Origin of the sequence: Actinomadura fulvescens, assembly GCF_039533225.1 — a bacterium.
In the GTDB taxonomy this organism is placed as follows: domain Bacteria; phylum Actinomycetota; class Actinomycetes; order Streptosporangiales; family Streptosporangiaceae; genus Spirillospora; species Spirillospora fulvescens.
In genome coordinates this window covers 1,037,945-1,053,181 of the sequence record NZ_BAAATD010000002.1, presented here as the reverse complement: position 1 = coordinate 1,053,181, position 15,237 = coordinate 1,037,945, and the positions used below count along the sequence as shown (strand labels likewise).

Sequence of the window (15,237 nt, the reverse complement as noted above, 5' to 3'; positions counted from 1 at the left end):
CCGGCCTCGCGTCGCTCACGCGCGACCCCATCGCGCCGAGTCGGCTCCCACCAGTGCAGAGCGCCGCTGCTTTCCCGCCCCCCGGCCAGGGGGCGAGCCCTCGACCACGTCTGTACTCAGGAGTAGCGGAGCCACAGTTAACCAGCCTGTCACATGCCTCGCAATCCCCCCTCAAGCAGAACTTAGCCGCAGAAATTGCTCACAGTCGTGACAAAAGAGGCAGCTCGCGGTCCTTGGGACGCTCGACAAGTGACAACGGTTGACGACCGAACTCGGCCAATGCGAACACGGAGAGTGACCGATGCCCGAGCCGGGCTCAGCGGTCCACGGCGGCGGCGGGATTGACCGGATACTCGTGCACCACGACGGCGGCGGCCCCCACGCCCGGGTGCCGCTGCAGCACGGCCTCGATCTCGCCGAGCTCCATCCGGACCCCCGCGATTTTGACCTGCCGGTCGACGCGCCCCAGGTACTGCAGGGTGGGCGCTCCCGCGCCGGACGCCGAGGGTGACAGCAGCTTGACGGCGTCCCCGGTCCGGTAGAGACGGCCGGAGGGCGTCCGCTCGAACGGGTCGGCGTAGAAGGCCTCGCGGGTGCGCTCATCGTCACCGAGATAGCCGCGCCCCACGCAGACGCCGCCGACGAAGAGCTCGCCGGTCTCGCCGAGATCGCAGGCGCTCCACGTCCCGTCGTCCTCATGCCGCAGCACGTAGAGCTGCGCATTGACGATCGGAGTGCCGATCGGCAGCCGGAGAAGCTCAAGGTCCTTGGCGGTCACCGTGTGGTGGGTCACGTCGTCGGAGCACTCGGTCGGGCCGTAGGCGTTGAGCAACCGGGCGTGCGGCATGGTCTCCAGCCAGCGGCGCGACAGCTCGGCGGGCAGCTCCTCACCGGTGGCGATCATCCACCGCAGGCCGCCGAGCGACCCAGGCCGCAGATCGTCGAGAAGGTGCCTGACCATGGTCGGGACCAGCTCGACGATGGTGATGCCCTGCTCGTCGACGGCCCGGGCGAAGGCCATCGGGTCATGCCCGACGTCGTCGCCGATGACGTCCACCCTGCCGCCGACGAGCAGCGGGCAGAGCATCTGCCAGACCGAGATGTCGAAGCCCAGCGGGGCCGTCTGCGCCAGGACGTCGGCGGGCGTGAGCTCCAGGTCGACGATCTTGGCGTGGAGATGGTTGATCATGCCCTGGTGCTCCACCACGGCGCCCTTGGGCCTGCCGGTCGAGCCCGAGGTGAAGAGCACGTATCGGGGCTGGTCGAGGGCGTGCAGCCGCGGCTCACCCGGCCACGGCTCGCAGGCGTCCGCGGCGCCGGCCCGGATGATCTCGCAGCCCGCCTCGGCAGCGCCCGCGCGCAGCGCCGGCGCCGGCTCCCCCGCGTCGACGGTCAGCAGGACGCCCGCTCCGGCCTGGGCGAGCACGTCACGGACCCGCGCGGCCGGCCAGGTCTCGTCGGCGGGGACGTAGAGCGCGCCGATCAGCTCGATGGCGAGGAACGCGGAGATCACGGTGGCACAGCGCGCGCCGCCCACGCCGACGACGGTGCCCGGCTCGACGCCCGCGCGTTCCAGCAGCGTGGCGAGGCGGCGGGCCTCGGCGGCGAGCCCGGCGTAGGAGAGCGAACGCGTCGCGTCGGTGACGGCGGGGCGGTCGCCCGCCGCGGCGAAGCGCTCGACCCGCGTGATGACCGGGTCGGCGAGGTCGACCGGATGCTCGCGCGTCATGCCGTGGCGGGCGGCCAGCTCCCGGGCCCGCGCCGCCTCCGCCGGAGAGACGGCCAGCACGGGCAGCCCGGCCGGGCCGAGCAGCCGTTCAGCGACCTGTCCGCCAGCATTCATCTTAACTCTCCGTGATGTAGGAATTCTCCACCGTCATCGGTAAATCATGGCGGTCCAACAGCTTATGTCGAACCAAGCCCGAATCGTCGCCAGAATCGCCTCTTAGTAGACTACCGAGCGGTAAGTCGGGGGTTGCGGGGGAACAACCCCGAAGGTACGGTGATGCTCCGCCATGGTGCGATGAGATCCTCGCGGCATGCTTCGGGGGCGGATGGGGGAACACCCGAAATTGCTTTCTGGGTATTCGATACACGGGACGGCGCGGGATCACGAATCCATGTCCCTCGGCAGGACAGTCATAACTTCAGCGGACGTGTCGATCGTCGTTTCTGCAAGGGTGGCAGCGTGCCCGTAATCACCTCGCCGCAGGACTTCAACGTCGAGGATCTCTATGTTGATCTCCGGCCGGTTCTCGACTGCCCGCTCTATCTCAAATGCGAGGGATTCAATTTCGCCGGCTCGGTGAAGCTCAAGGCCGCCGCCGAGATGGTCGAGGCGGCCGAGCGGGACGGCGTGCTGACCCCCGATTCGATCATCGTCGAGTCGTCCTCGGGCAACCTCGGCATCGCGCTCAGCATCATCGCGGCGAGCAAGGGCTACCGCTTCGTCTGCGTCACCGACCCCCGCTGCAACCCGGCCTCGATGCGCCTCATGCGGGCGCTCGGCACGGAGGTGCGGGTCATCTCGCGGCAGGACGCCAACGGCGGTTTCCTGGAGAGCCGGATCAGGTACGTGCGGGAGCTGTGCGCGACCAAGCCGGACGGCGGGGCCGAGGGCGCGGTGGAGGGCGGGGCGGAGTACGTCTGGCTCAACCAGTACGCCAACCACAGCAACTGGATGGCGCACTACCGGGGCACGGCACCGGCCATCGACCGGCACTTTCCCGGCCTGGAGGTGCTCTTCGTCGGCGCCGGCACGACGGGCACGCTGATGGGCTGCGCCCGGTACTTCCGGGAGCGGGGCCGCCCGGTCACCATCGTCGCGATCGACGCGGTCGGGTCCGTGACCTTCGGCGGCATCCCCGAACGCCGGATGGTGCCCGGGCTCGGCACCAGCAGCCGTCCCGAGCTGGTCGACGAGTCGTTCATCGACGACGTCGTGCACGTGCCCGAGACCGACACGATCCGCACGGTGCACCGGCTGTCGTCGCGCGGCTTCCTCTTCGGCGGGTCGACCGGGACCGTCGTCAGCGGCGCGGAGCGCTGGCTCGCCGAGAAATACCCCGGCGAGTCTCCCGTGGCCGTCGCGATAGCCCCCGATCTGGGCGAGCGCTATCTCGACTCCATCTATGAGGAGAGCTGGCTGCGCGACAACTTCGGCCACATCCTCGCCGACCTGAACCTTCCCAACGCCGATATCCTCGGTATCTGATTTCTGCCCTTCTGTCGCCTTTTTCCGGAGTTCGACCCACCATGACGCAGCCCCCCTCCTTCGCCGTGATCTCAGGCGCCCAGGTCCACGAGGCGATCACCGGCCGGGAAGACCAGGTCACCCGGATGATCGAGGCCGCCTACCGGCTGCACGGCGAGGGCGCGACGGTCAATCCGGACTCCTACTTCCTGCGCTTCCCCGACCGCCCGTCGTCGCGGATCATCGCGCTGCCCGCCTCGGTCAAGGGCGAGGTGAACGTGCACGGCATCAAGTGGATCTCCAGCTTCCCGGAGAACGTGGGGGCGGGCCTCCCGCGGGCGTCCGCCGTGCTGATCCTCAACGACACCGAGACGGGCTACCCGTTCGCCTGCCTGGAGAGCTCCATCATCAGCGCCGCCCGGACGGCCGCCTCCGCCGCCCTCGCCGCGGCCGAGCTCAGCGCCCGCCGGGGCACGCGTCCCACGCGCGTGGGGTTCTTCGGCGTCGGCCTGATCGCCCGCTACATCCACACCTACCTGGCGGGCAACGGCTTCGCCTTCGACGAGCTGGGCGTCCACGACCTGTCGCGCGAGCACGCGGAGGGCTTCAAGGGCTACCTCGAACGGACCGAGCGGGGGACCATCACCATCCACGAGTCGGCCGAGGACCTGGTCCGCTCGTCCGATCTCATCGTGTTCGCCACCGTGGCGGGCGAGCCGCACGTGACCGACCCGGCCTGGTTCGCGCACAACCCGCTGGTGCTGCACGTCTCGCTGCGCGACCTCTCCCCCGAGATCATCCTGGCCTCCTGCAACGTGGTGGACGACGTCGAGCACTGCATGAAGGCCAACACCTCGCCGCATCTGGCCGAGCAGCGGGTGGGCCACCGCGATTTCGTCGCCGGGACGCTCTACGACGTCCTCACCGGCGCGGTCACGCCGCCCGCCGACAGGCCGGTGGTGTTCTCCCCGTTCGGCCTCGGCGTCCTGGACCTCGCCGTCGCGCGCTACGTCTACGACCAGGTGACCGCCTCGGGAGATCTGCGGACCGTGCCCGGCTTCTTCCACGAGCTCAAGCGTTACGGCTGACGGCCCGGGGATGGACCTCCCGCAGAAGGGGAAGGTCTCGGGCATGGAAGACAAACGGGCCGACGTCCAGGAGCTCTCCGACTTCGAGCTCCACGTCTACGAAACGGTCGCCGAGATCGACAAGGCCGGCGGCGCGGCGAGCATCGACACCCTCCGGAACCTCATCGACCGCCCGGAGGAGGACATCTGGGCGGCGCTGAGCCATCTGGTCTCCGCCAACCACGTGCACTCGACCGCCAGGGGATTCACCCTGGGCCCGCACGACTGGGCCCCCTGACCCTGGCCCCGGGCGGCCCGCGTACGGCACAATCAACCAAGCAAGCGTCAGGTTGGCTGTCGTTCGGGAGGCCGCGGATGAGGCTCGTCGTCACCGAGGAGCAGGAGGAACTGCGCGGCGCGCTGCGCAGATTCTTCGCGGACAAGTCGCCGGGCACCGAGGTGCGCCGCCTGATGGGCACCACGACGGGCTACGACCCGGCGGTCTGGGCGCAGATGGCCGGGCAGCTCGGCCTGCAGGGCCTCACCGTCCCCGAGGAGTACGACGGGTCCGGCTTCGGCGTCCGCGAGCTGGCGATCGTCCTGGAGGAGATGGGCCGCGCGCTCGTGTGCGCGCCCTACTTCGCGACGGTCGTGCTGGCCGCGACCGCGCTCCAGGCGTCCGGCGACGAGGCCGCCCGGCGCGACCTCCTGCCGGGCATCGCCGCCGGGACCACCATCGCCACCCTCGCGTGGACCGAGGACGACCGCTGGGACCCCGGATCGATCGCCATGACGGCCCGGCGGTCCGATGACGGCTGGCTCCTGGACGGCACCAAGACCTACGTGCTGGACGGCCACGTCGCAGACCTCGTGCTCGTCGCGGCCCGTACTCCCGGCGGGCTCTCGCTCTTCGCCGTGGACGGCGCCGCCCCGGCGGGCCTGACGCGGACGCCGCTGCCCGTCCTCGACCAGACCCGCAAGCTCGCCCGGCTCGACTTCGCCGCCGTGCCCGCCCGCCTGATCGGCGCCGAGGGAGGCGCCGGGCCGGTGCTCGCGCACACCCTCGACATCGCCGCCGTGGGCCTGGCCGCCGAACAGCTCGGCGGCGCGCGGCTCTGCCTCGACACGACCGTGGAGTACGCGAAGGTCCGGCACCAGTTCGGCCGCCCGATCGGCGGCTTCCAAGCGATCAAGCACCGCTGCGCGGACCTGTTCGTCCAGGTCGAGTCGGCCCGTTCCGCCGTGCTCCAGGCCGCCGCCACCGCCGACGACGCCCCCGGCGAGCTGCCCGTCGCGGCGGCCCTGGCCAAGGCGTTCTGCTCCGACGCCTACTTCCACGCCGCCGGCGAGAGCATCCAGATCCACGGCGGCATCGGCTTCACCTGGGAACACGACGCCCACCTGTACTTCAAGCGCGCCAAGTCCTCGCAGGAGTTCCTCGGCCCGCCCGCGCACCACCGCGCCAGGCTCGCCCGCCTGGTGGGCATCGACACTCCTACGATGGCGGGATGAAGCGGGCGACCGGAAGCATCTTCGGCCTGGCGTACGGGGACGCGCTCGGCGCACCCACCGAGTTCCTGACCATGCGCCAGATCCACGAGCGTCACGGGTTCGACGGGCCGCGCGACCTGCCGGGCAGGGCGCTCGTCACCGACGACACTCAGATGGCGCTCGCGGTGGCGAACGGCATGCTGAACGCACTGGACAACCCCCCGTTCACCCCCGACCTGATCACGCCCATCTGGCGGCGCCGCTTCATCGACTGGCTGCACGACCCCGACAACAACCGCGCGCCCGGCAACACCTGCTTCAGCGCCTGCCGTGCCATGGACGCCGGAGTCCCCTGGAGGGAGGCGACCCGGCACGATTCCAAGGGCTGTGGCGCCAACATGCGCGTCACCCCGATCGGCCTCGTCCGGGGATTCACCGACGCGACCCGTTCGGGCGCCGCGCAACTGCAGGCGGCGCTCACCCACGGCCACCCGACCGGGCTCGCCGCGAGCGAGCTCACCGCCTACGCCACCTGGTGGCTCCGCGAGGGCATGGCACCGGCCGACCTGCCCGCCGCGCTCCGCGCCCACTGCCACGCCCAGCGCTCCACGTACCACGAACGCTGGCTCGGTGACCTCTGGAAGCACTCCCGCGCCTCCTCTCCCGCCGAGTTCATCGCCCGCGGCTGGGACGAATGCCTCCAGGCTCTCGACCGGCTCGACGCGGCCCTCCTGCGCGGCAGCCGCGAGTCCGACCCCTGCGAGATCACCGGCGCGGGCTGGGTCGCCGAGGAGGCGCTCGCGACCGCCCTGCTCTGCTTCCTGCTCTTTCCCGGCGATCCCGTCTCCGCGCTCTGGCGCGGCGCCGCCAGCTCCGGCGACTCCGACTCCATCGCCTGCCTGGCGGGCGCCTTCGCGGGAGCCCATCTGGGCATGGACGCCTGGCCGCCGGAATGGCGGAGCCGCATCGAGTACGCCGACCAGCTGACTCGGGTAGGCCAGGCCCTGGACTGATGCCCGCCTTGGCCTACCCGGTCTCCGGGGTGGCCGACCAGCCCGTCCAGCGCTCGATGACGACGGCTATGACCGGGCCTTCGGGGCGGTGCTCGCGGTACTGGGGATAGCGGGCCGTCAGCAGGTCGATCGGCGCGGCCATCCGGGCGGGGTCGTCGATGATGTGGGCGTGCCCGTCCACGCGGACCCACCACAGGCGGTCCCAGTCGTCCTCGTAGTGGTCGGCGAGCAGGGTGACGTGCGGGTTGGCGCGGATGTTGGCCAGCCGCCTGAGGTCGCGGCCGCCCTTGGGCTTGTGGTCGACGGCGATGTAGACCGTGCCGCGTTCGGCCGTGAACGTCACCGGGACGAGGTGCGGCACGCCGTGCTCGTCCACGGTCGCCAGGCGGGCGACGGGCACCGTCATCAGCCGGCGCCGGGCGAGTTCCTGCGGGAGGCTGGGCACAGCGTCAGCCTGGCACGGATGCGCGCCCGGCGTCAGCCCGTGACCTTCAGGAACGCGTCGGCCCAGGAGGTGTGGTCGTAGCTGCCGCCGGTGCCTTCGGCGTTCAGCACCACCAGGCGCAGCAGGCGGGCGCCGGTGACGTCGACGTCGACCGGCTCGGGGCCGCCGGCGGCGGTGAGGGTGCCGCTGTCGAAGACCTTGCGGTCGTCGGCCCAGACCTGCGCCACCGTGGCGCCCTTGTCGCTCTGGTTCGCGGAGAAGTCGTCGATGCCCACCAGCCCGGTGAGCCGCACTCCCCGGCCGCCGAGGTGGTAGACGATCTCCGAGCGCGCGTGCACGCCGAGACCCTTGCGGTGCGTCTGGCCGCCGAAGCTGATCGGGGTGCCGTCACCCGCGGCCTGCTTGCCGTTGCTGCGGTCGATCTCGACGGGGCCCCAGCCGTTGGTGGCGCTGAGCCACGGCAGGTCGCTGAGATAGGAGTCGGCCGTGGGCGGGGGCGGCGGCGGGGTGTAACCGCGTTCCTGCGAGAACCTCAGCGGGCCCGCGCCGGTGGAGGCCGTCGCGGTGGCGGCGAGACGCCAGCCCTTCGCGGTGGTGCGCTCCGGGATCGTGAGCCGCCAGGTGGTGCTGAAGGCCTCGCCGATGGCCAGGCGGGACCTGGTGCGCGGGCCGGACGGGCGCAGCCGCCAGCCGTGGGGAACGCCGAGCGACAGCTGCGGCCTGTGCCACGAGGTGGCGGAACCGTTGGTCAGCGTCAGGGTCACCTCGTACGTGCCGCCGGGCAGGAGGAGCTCCGGCGCGTCGAGGGTGAGGCCGAGGCCGCGGCGGTGGAAGTCCGGCACCCAGGCCTCGCGCATCAGCCGGACGAGGCCCGCGGCTACCGCGGGGTGCTGGGCGGCGAGGTCGCGGGTCTCGCCCACGTCGGCCTTCAGGTCGTACAGCTCGATCTTCCACTGGTCCTCTGCGGCCGGGCGGTCGTGTCCCGGCGCGATCCGGACGGCCTTCCAGTCGCCCTGCCGGACCGCCTCGGCGACACGGGTGACGCTCCCGCCGTCGGCGGCGTTGGCGCGCCTGGTGGAGCCGGGCTCGCGCCGGTACCAGTAGAGGTGGCCGGGGACCGCGCCGCCCGGCCGGCCGGTCAGAAGCGCGGCGGCCGAGACGCCGTCGATGTCACCCGGCACCGGGGCACCAGCCAGCTCGGCGAGGGTGGGGAGCAGGTCGGTCTGCTGGGTCGGGCGGGCGGTCGTTCCGGCGCCGACGCGGCCCGGCGACCACGCGATCAACGGGACGCGCACGCCGCCCTCGTACAGGTTGCGCTTGTAGCCGCGCAGCGGGCCGTTGGCGTCGAACAGGTCGGGGTTGAAGCCGCCCTCCTCGTGCGGGCCGTTGTCGCTGGTCACGATCAGCACGGTGTCGCGGGCCACGCCCGCCTCGCGCAGCGCGCCTACGAGGTCGCCGACGTAGGCGTCCAGGCGCGTCACCTGCGCGGCGTGCCCCTTGTCCGCGGCCGGCCAGGGCCGGTCGTCGTAGGGCGCGGTGGCGGGCACATCGCTGGGCGCGTGCGGCACGTTGGGGGTGAAGAACAGCAGGAACGGCTCGTCCTTGCTTGCCTTGATGAACTCGACCGACCGATCGCGGAACAGGTCCGGCGCGAACGTGCCCTTCTGGTTTCCGGCGTTCTCCGGCAGCTCGGTGCGCTCGCCGTTGTGCCAGAGATAGTGCGGGTAGTAGTCGTGCGCATGGCCGTGGGTGATGTAGCCGAAGAACTGCTCGAAGCCGCGCTGGTTGGGATGGCTGGCCTGGCCGCTCTGCTCGGGCCCGAATCCCCACTTGCCGATGACCGCCGTCCGATAGCTGCGGGCGCGCAGGAGCTCGGCGAACGTGGTGTCCTTGTCGCCGAGAGATCCCTGCGGGCCGCCCTCGGGATTCTGCCGTACGGCCGAGTGGCCCGAGTGCAGGCCGGTCAGCAGCGAGCAGCGCGACGGCGCGCAGACGGGCGCGCCGGCGTACGCGTCGGTGAAGCGCAGCCCTTCGGCGGCGAGCCGGTCCAGATTCGGCGTCTGGATGAGCCGCTGCCCGTACGCGCCGAGTTCGCCGTATCCGAGGTCGTCCGCGAGCACGACGACGAAGTTGGGGCGGGGGGTGTCCCTGGGCGCGGCGACGGCAGTGGCGGCGGACGCTTCGGCCGGAAGGGCGGAGCCGCCGAGCGCGGCTGCGGACCCGGCGAGGAACTGACGGCGTGTGGGCATGGCGTAGATCATGGACGTCTGCCGCCCGAAATGTCAACCAAAATGATAGGAATTAGCAGTGACCTCCCCGCCTTCGCCCTGCTGCGCCGCCGGCCGCACCGGGACGCCGCTGCCCGTGCCCGCCGCGCCGAGGCCCGCGCCGCCCGGCGGACCGGGCCTCAAGGGGATGATCCGCCTGCCCGGCGGAACGTTCCTGATGGGCAACGAGGACGAGACGGCCAATCCGGGTGACGGCGAGGGCCCGGTCCGGGCGGTGACGGTCGAGCCGTTCCTCATCGAGGCGCACGCGGTGTCCAACGCGCGGTTCGCCTCGTTCGTCAAGGCCACCGGATACGTCACCGAGGCCGAACGGTACGGCTGGTCGTTCGTCTTCGCGGGCTTCCTCACTCCGGAGCAGGTCCACGCCTCCCCATCCGCGGAGCGGACACCCTGGTGGCGCGGGATCGAGGGCGCGTTCTGGCGGGCTCCCGAAGGCCCAGGCAGCACGGTCGCCGGGCGCGAGCGCCATCCGGTCGTCCACGTCAGCTGGACGGACGCCGCCGCCTACGCGGACTGGGCGGGCCGCAGGCTACCCACCGAGGCGGAGTGGGAGTACGCGGCGCGTGGCGGGCTGGAGCAGGCCCGTTATCCCTGGGGCGACGAGCTGACGCCACGCGGGCAGTGGCGGTGCAACATCTGGCAGGGCGAGTTCCCGGTCGTCAACACGATGGAGGACGGCCATCTGGGAACCGCGCCGGTCGACGCCTACAGGCCGAACGCCTACGGCCTCTACAACACGGTCGGCAACGTGTGGGAGTGGAGCGCCGACTGGTGGGCCGAGGGCGAGTCGCGGGTGATGCGGGGCGGCTCGTACCTGTGCCACGACTCGTACTGCAACCGCTATCGGGTGGCGGCGCGCACAGCAAACACCCCCGGCTCCTCCAGCGGCAACGTCGGCTTCCGCTGCGCCGCCAGTCCTTGAACCGCGGCTAGTCCTTGAACTGTGGCGGCCGGTTCTCCTTGCGGGCCTCGATCGCCTCCTCGAAGTTGCGGGTCGTGAGGCGAACGAACAGCTGCGCGAGGCCTTCGTGGTCCATGTGGGCGTTCAGGCTCGCGGCGTCCAGGCTCGACCACAGCATCCGCTTGGTCAGCTCGACGCCCGGACGGCTGAACGCGGCGATGCGTTCGGCCAGCTCGTAACACTCGTCCAGCAGCTTGTCGCCGGGCACGGCGCGCGAGACCAGGCCGATCCGCTCGGCCTCCGCCGCGCCCACGTCCCGGCCGGACAACATGATCTCGAACGCCCGCGACGAGCCGATCGCGCGCGGCAGCAGGTAGCTCAGCCCGAGCTCGCTCGCGGTCAGCCCGTTGCTGATCCCGGCCGCGCGGAAGTACGCGCCCTCGGCGGCGATCCGGATGTCGGTGGCGAGGCCGAGGCACAGCCCGCCGCCGATCGCCGGCCCGTTGACCGCCCCGATCACCGGCTGGTGCATGCGGCGCATCGCGCGGATGACGTCGTCCAGCAGTTCCATCGAACGCAGCGCGATCGCGGAGACCGTCAGCCCCTCGATGCCCGGGATGCGCCCCGGCGACTCCAGGTCCGCGCCGGAGCAGAAGCCGCGGCCCGCTCCCGTGACGACCACGACGCGGGTGTCGTTGTCGGCGCTGACGTCCTCCAGGGCCCGCTTGAACGGCACCATCACGTCGAACGCCATCGCGTTCATGCGTTCCGGCCGGTTGAGGGTGATCAGCGTGACGTGCGGGCGCGGCTTGTCGATCAGCACGAAGGGCATGGGGCGGGCCGTCCTCTCGGTAACCTAACAAGCGCTAGGTTACAGGCCGCCACTCCGGCGGATCGAGGCCGCGTTCGACGACCTGGAGCAGCTCCTCCTCGGTGAGGATCCTCGGCTCGCCGATCGCCTTGGCACGCACGTACACGCCGCACAGCCACTCCAGCAGCCGGGCGTTCTCGTACGCGTCGTCCAGGTCCACGCCGATGGCGACGCCGCCGTGGTTGGCCATCAGCGCCGCCCGCTTGCCTCCCTCCATCGCCGCCCGCACGTTGGCGGCCAGCTCAGGCGTTCCGTACGTGGCGTATTCGGCGACCTTGACCACGCCGCCGAGCAGCAGCGTGTTGTAGTGGATCGGCGGCAGTTCAGTCATCGTCGTGGCGACCACCGCGCCGTACGTCGAGTGCGTGTGCACGATCGCGGCCGCGTCGGTGCAGTCGTAGATCGCCAGGTGCATGGGCGTCTCCGAGGACGGCGCCCGCTCCCCCTCGACCGGCCGACCGCCCAGGTCGAGCACCGGGCAGTCCTCCGGGGCCATGCGGTCGAGCATCATCCCGCCCGGCGTGACCGCGACCAGGTCGCCCACCCGGACGCTGATGTTGCCCGACGCGCCGCTCACGAGCCCGGTCTCGGCCATGCGCCGCCCGATCCCGCACAGCGCCCGCCGCTCCGCCGCCAGTTTCATCGCGAATCCCCCTCACGTTCTACGGTCCGCAGGCCGTACGCTACGGCCCTGACGATCACAAGGGGGAACCGTCATGGCCGTCGTCACGCTCGGCGTGCACATCGTGGACGTCCTCGCCCGCCCGGTCGAGGCCATCCCGCCCGGACAGGGCACCGTCGTGGTCGACCAGGTCCGGCTGACCGCGGCCGGCTCGGCGGCCGGGACCGCGGTGGCCCTGGCGCGGCTCGGCAACGACGTCGTCTCCGTCGGCGCCATCGGCGACGACGAGCTGGGCGACCTGCTGGTGGCGGTGATGACCCGCCACGGCGTGGACGTCACCGGGCTGGTGCGCCGCACCGCCGACCAGACCAGCGCGTCGATCCTGCCCATCCGGCCGGACGGCGGCCGTCCCTCGTTCCACGTGCCGGGCGCCAACCTCACGCTGGCCGCGAGCGCCGTCGAGCCCGGCCTGCTGGCGGCGGCCGACGTGGTGCACCTCGGCGGCACGGACGTCACGTTCGGGCTGAACGACCCCGCCTTCTTCGAGATGCTGGCGGCGGCGCGGTCCGCCGGGACGGTCGTCACCATGGACCTGCTGTCCACCATGCCCGACCTGATCACGGGCGCCCGCTCGTTCCTCCCGTACGTCGACTACTTCCTGCCGAACGAGGAGCAGGCGCTGACGATGGCCGGCACCGACGACGTCGTCCGGGCGGCGCGCAAGCTGGCCGGCGAGGGACCGCGCGCGGTGCTGGTCACGCTGGGCGAGCACGGCAGCCTGATCGCCTCGCCGGAGGGCGTCGAACGCCTTCCGGCGCTGGCGGTCGACGTCGTGGACACGACCGGGTGCGGCGACGCGTACTGCGCGGGGTTCATCACCGGCCTCCAGCATGGCAAGGACCTGCTGGAGGCCGCGCGGTGGGGCACGGCCGCGGCCGCCACGGTCGCGCAGGGACTCGGCTCCGACGCCTGCCTCACCGACCTCGACGGCGTGCTCGCCCTCCTGTGAACGTCAGCCCCCCTCAACGTCAGATCTTCTGGTCGCGCCCCTGCCAGTACGGGTCGCGGAGCAGGCGCTTGTAGAGCTTGCCGGTGGGCGTGCGCGGAAGCTCCTCGACGAAGTCGATCGTGCGGGGCGCCTTGTACCCGGCCAGCGAGGCGCGGCAGTGCGCGATCAGCTCCCCGGCCAGGCCCGGCGACGGGTTGACCGCCTCGTCCAGCTCGACCGCCGCCTTGACCTGCTCGCCGAACTCCTCGTCCGGCACGCCGAAGACCGCCACGTCGCGGACCGCCGGATGGGTGATGAGCACGCCCTCGACCTCGGCCGGATAGATGTTCACCCCGCCACTGATGATCATGTCGATGGCGCGGTCGGCGAGGAAGAGGTAGCCGTCCTCGTCGAAGTAGCCGATGTCGCCGGTGGTGAACAGCCCGTCCGGCCGGTGCACCGAGCGGGTCTTGGACTCGTCGCCCCAGTACTCCACGTCGTCGCCGCTGGTGTAGCGGAACCAGATCCGGCCCGGCTCCCCCGGCCCGGCCGGCTCGCCGTCCTCCCGCAGGACGTGCACCTCGGTGGTGGGCAGCGGCCGGCCGACGCTGCCCGGCCGGGCCAGCCACTCCGGCGCGGTGATGATCGTGTTGATCGACGCCTCGGTGGAGCCGTAGTACTCGTGCACGATCGGGCCGAACCAGTCGATCATCTGCCGTTTGACCGCGGGCGGGCAGGGCGCGGCGCCGTGCCACACCGCGGCCAGGCTGGATCCGTCGAACCCGGCCCGCACCTTCTCCTCCAGCCGCAGCAAGCGGACGAACTGCGTCGGCACCAGGTGGAGGTGGGTGATGGCGTGCTCGTCGATGAGCCGCAGCGTCTCGGCCGCGTCGAACGACCGGCGCATCACGACGGGCCGCCCGGTGAGCAGGAAGACCAGCGACCACAACCACTGCGCCGAGTGGTAGACGGGCCCGACCAGCAGCGACCGGCCGCGCTCGGGGATGAGCAGGATCTCGGCGAACGTGTCGCCGACCAGCGTGGCGGTCTCGATCGGCGCGCCGGCCGCGAGCAGCTTGCGGTTGACGCCCTTGGGCCGTCCCGTGGTGCCCGAGGTGTAGATCATCGGGACGCCCATGCTCTGCCCGTCCGGCTCGCCCTCCGGACCGCTCGCCACGAACTCCCCGTACGGCGTGAAGCCCGGGATCTCCCCGCCGATCGCCACGCGGGCGCTCAGCTCCAGGCCGCCGGCCGCCTCGGCGGCGATCCCGGCGAAGGCGGCCTCGGAGAACAACGCCCTGACCCCGGCGTCCTCCAGCACGTACCGCAGTTCGTCGGCGGTCCAGTGCCAGTTGACCAGCACGTAGCGCAGCCCGATGTGGCCGGCCGCGCACATGAGCTCGAAATGCTCGCGGCGGTTGCCCGAATGGATCGCGATCGCGTCGCCGACACCGAGCCCGAGGCCGCGCAGCGCGCCGGCGAGCCGGTCGGTGGTGGCGTTCAGTTCCCGCCAGGTGGAGGCGCCCCGCTCGTCGGTGATCGCGGGCTCGTCGGGATGGGCGCGGGCGAACGGGCGGAGCAGCTCGGCCACGATGACCTCCTGGGGACCGGCAAGAATCCTAGAATTGGACTCTAAGACTCGGGACGGCGCAGGGACAGGTCAGCGCGCGGATCAATGTCCGGGAGCGAGCACGGCCCCGGGCTGCCGCCGCACTCCCAGCACCGCCTCGGCGGCGCCGACGAGCTGCGCCAGCCGGAAGACCTCGCTCCGGTGGAACTGCGGCGCGCCGGTCCGGGCCACCAGCAGCACCAGTTCGGCGCGGTCGGCGGCGACGATCGGGGTCAGCGCGTACTGGGTGCCGTCCGGCGCGGTGAACGCCCGGGGCCGGACCGGCTCCAGCTCGGGCAGCTCGGCCTTCGGGCCGCCGCCCAGGCTGGTGTGCGCGAGCACGGGCCCGCCCGGGCCTGCCTCGGCGAGTCCCGCCCAGTCGGCGCTCAGGATCGCCGGCACCGCGTCCGCCAGGATCACCGGCCCGCGCCGGGGGTCGGCCGCGAGCTGGCCGATGAGCGCGGCGTCCGGGAAGGCGCCCTGCGGCTCCGCGGTGGGCCAGATGCCGATGATGTCGACGCCCGGGACCGACGCCAGCCCGTCGCAGAGCCGGTCGATGCCCGCCCCGGCCGGCCACGCCACCGTGAAGTCGTCGAGGGCACGGCCGGCGTCGCGCTCCAGCACCGCCATCTGGACCACGTCGGCCCCGGCGACGCCCAGGACGCGGGCCACCTTTCCCAGTGAGCCCGGCCGGTCCGGCAGCCGGACACGAATCCGCAGCATCATCGACACCTCCTGTTATCGACCGA

14 protein-coding genes are annotated in these 15,237 nt (G+C 71.9%); 7 read left to right on the top strand and 7 right to left on the bottom strand.

Features of this window, described 5'->3' with window-relative positions; translation table 11 throughout:
* Positions 1–316 precede the first annotated feature (316 nt).
* Positions 317–1,843, bottom strand: a complete 1,527-nt coding sequence (locus ABD333_RS11565; RefSeq protein ID WP_344540321.1) for an amino acid adenylation domain-containing protein — start codon at positions 1,841–1,843, stop codon at positions 317–319.
* Between the two features lie 345 nt (positions 1,844–2,188).
* Here ABD333_RS11565 and sbnA point away from each other — a divergent pair, with 345 nt between their 5' ends.
* The 5 genes from sbnA to ABD333_RS11540 all read left to right on the top strand — a co-directional run bounded on the left by sbnA (position 2,189) and on the right by ABD333_RS11540 (position 6,764).
* Positions 2,189–3,214, top strand: a complete 1,026-nt coding sequence (gene sbnA, locus ABD333_RS11560; protein WP_344540320.1) for a 2,3-diaminopropionate biosynthesis protein SbnA — start codon at positions 2,189–2,191, stop codon at positions 3,212–3,214.
* Positions 3,215–3,255: 41 nt separating this feature from the next.
* Entirely contained in the window at positions 3,256–4,281 is a 1,026-nt protein-coding gene (sbnB, locus tag ABD333_RS11555; protein WP_344540319.1) for a 2,3-diaminopropionate biosynthesis protein SbnB, read from the top strand.
* A 43-nt stretch (positions 4,282–4,324) separates the two neighbouring features.
* Positions 4,325–4,558: a hypothetical protein gene (locus ABD333_RS11550; RefSeq protein WP_344540318.1), complete on the top strand. Its 234-nt coding sequence runs from the start codon at positions 4,325–4,327 to the stop codon at positions 4,556–4,558.
* 77 nt (positions 4,559–4,635) lie between these two features.
* Entirely contained in the window at positions 4,636–5,772 is a 1,137-nt protein-coding gene (locus ABD333_RS11545; RefSeq protein WP_344540317.1) for an acyl-CoA dehydrogenase family protein, read from the top strand.
* On the top strand, positions 5,769–6,764 hold the full coding sequence (locus ABD333_RS11540; RefSeq protein WP_344540316.1) for an ADP-ribosylglycohydrolase family protein: 996 nt from the start codon (positions 5,769–5,771) through the stop codon (positions 6,762–6,764). The genes ABD333_RS11545 and ABD333_RS11540 overlap by 4 nt, the downstream gene beginning before the upstream one ends.
* 13 nt (positions 6,765–6,777) lie before the next feature.
* Here the strand turns inward: ABD333_RS11540 and ABD333_RS11535 are convergent, their stop codons facing one another.
* Both ABD333_RS11535 and ABD333_RS11530 read right to left on the bottom strand, forming a co-directional pair.
* On the bottom strand, positions 6,778–7,209 hold the full coding sequence (locus ABD333_RS11535; RefSeq protein WP_344540315.1) for a TIGR03668 family PPOX class F420-dependent oxidoreductase: 432 nt from the start codon (positions 7,207–7,209) through the stop codon (positions 6,778–6,780).
* 32 nt (positions 7,210–7,241) lie between these two features.
* Positions 7,242–9,458, bottom strand: coding sequence for a sulfatase-like hydrolase/transferase (locus ABD333_RS11530; RefSeq protein WP_344540314.1), 2,217 nt, complete (start codon positions 9,456–9,458; stop codon positions 7,242–7,244).
* 196 nt (positions 9,459–9,654) lie between these two features.
* Between ABD333_RS11530 and ABD333_RS11525 the strand changes: the two genes are divergently transcribed.
* Positions 9,655–10,419 (top strand): formylglycine-generating enzyme family protein, encoded by a 765-nt coding sequence (locus ABD333_RS11525; RefSeq protein WP_458773683.1) that lies wholly within the window; start codon positions 9,655–9,657, stop codon positions 10,417–10,419.
* A 7-nt stretch (positions 10,420–10,426) separates the two neighbouring features.
* Here the strand turns inward: ABD333_RS11525 and ABD333_RS11520 are convergent, their stop codons facing one another.
* Positions 10,427–11,230, bottom strand: coding sequence for an enoyl-CoA hydratase (locus tag ABD333_RS11520; protein WP_344540312.1), 804 nt, complete (start codon positions 11,228–11,230; stop codon positions 10,427–10,429).
* Positions 11,231–11,264: 34 nt separating this feature from the next.
* Positions 11,265–11,912: a class II aldolase/adducin family protein gene (locus tag ABD333_RS11515; protein WP_344540311.1), complete on the bottom strand. Its 648-nt coding sequence runs from the start codon at positions 11,910–11,912 to the stop codon at positions 11,265–11,267.
* A 73-nt stretch (positions 11,913–11,985) separates the two neighbouring features.
* Between ABD333_RS11515 and ABD333_RS11510 the strand changes: the two genes are divergently transcribed.
* Positions 11,986–12,900, top strand: coding sequence for a carbohydrate kinase family protein (locus tag ABD333_RS11510; protein WP_344540310.1), 915 nt, complete (start codon positions 11,986–11,988; stop codon positions 12,898–12,900).
* A 19-nt stretch (positions 12,901–12,919) separates the two neighbouring features.
* Here ABD333_RS11510 and ABD333_RS11505 read toward each other — a convergent pair whose 3' ends face one another.
* Together ABD333_RS11505 and ABD333_RS11500 are read right to left on the bottom strand one after the other, a co-directional pair.
* Entirely contained in the window at positions 12,920–14,470 is a 1,551-nt protein-coding gene (locus ABD333_RS11505) for an AMP-binding protein (protein WP_344540309.1), read from the bottom strand.
* An 81-nt stretch (positions 14,471–14,551) separates the two neighbouring features.
* A complete protein-coding gene (locus ABD333_RS11500) occupies positions 14,552–15,214 on the bottom strand; it encodes an ACT domain-containing protein (RefSeq protein ID WP_344540308.1) in 663 nt (220 codons plus the stop codon).
* Positions 15,215–15,237: the final 23 nt, after the last annotated feature.

Bases quoted from the DNA above. Each gene is read 5' to 3' on its own strand.
- ABD333_RS11565 (WP_344540321.1), bottom strand. From the start codon at position 1,843: ATGAATGCTGGCGGACAGGTCGCTGAACGGCTGCTCGGCCCGGCCGGG.
- sbnB (WP_344540319.1), top strand. From the start codon at position 3,256: ATGACGCAGCCCCCCTCCTTCGCCGTGATCTCAGGCGCCCAGGTCCAC.
- ABD333_RS11550 (WP_344540318.1), top strand. From the start codon at position 4,325: ATGGAAGACAAACGGGCCGACGTCCAGGAGCTCTCCGACTTCGAGCTC.
- ABD333_RS11545 (WP_344540317.1), top strand. From the start codon at position 4,636: ATGAGGCTCGTCGTCACCGAGGAGCAGGAGGAACTGCGCGGCGCGCTG.
- ABD333_RS11540 (WP_344540316.1), top strand. From the start codon at position 5,769: ATGAAGCGGGCGACCGGAAGCATCTTCGGCCTGGCGTACGGGGACGCG.
- ABD333_RS11530 (WP_344540314.1), bottom strand. From the start codon at position 9,458: ATGCCCACACGCCGTCAGTTCCTCGCCGGGTCCGCAGCCGCGCTCGGC.
- ABD333_RS11525 (WP_458773683.1), top strand. From the start codon at position 9,655: ATGGGCAACGAGGACGAGACGGCCAATCCGGGTGACGGCGAGGGCCCG.
- ABD333_RS11520 (WP_344540312.1), bottom strand. From the start codon at position 11,230: ATGCCCTTCGTGCTGATCGACAAGCCGCGCCCGCACGTCACGCTGATC.
- ABD333_RS11515 (WP_344540311.1), bottom strand. From the start codon at position 11,912: ATGAAACTGGCGGCGGAGCGGCGGGCGCTGTGCGGGATCGGGCGGCGC.
- ABD333_RS11510 (WP_344540310.1), top strand. From the start codon at position 11,986: ATGGCCGTCGTCACGCTCGGCGTGCACATCGTGGACGTCCTCGCCCGC.
- ABD333_RS11500 (WP_344540308.1), bottom strand. From the start codon at position 15,214: ATGATGCTGCGGATTCGTGTCCGGCTGCCGGACCGGCCGGGCTCACTG.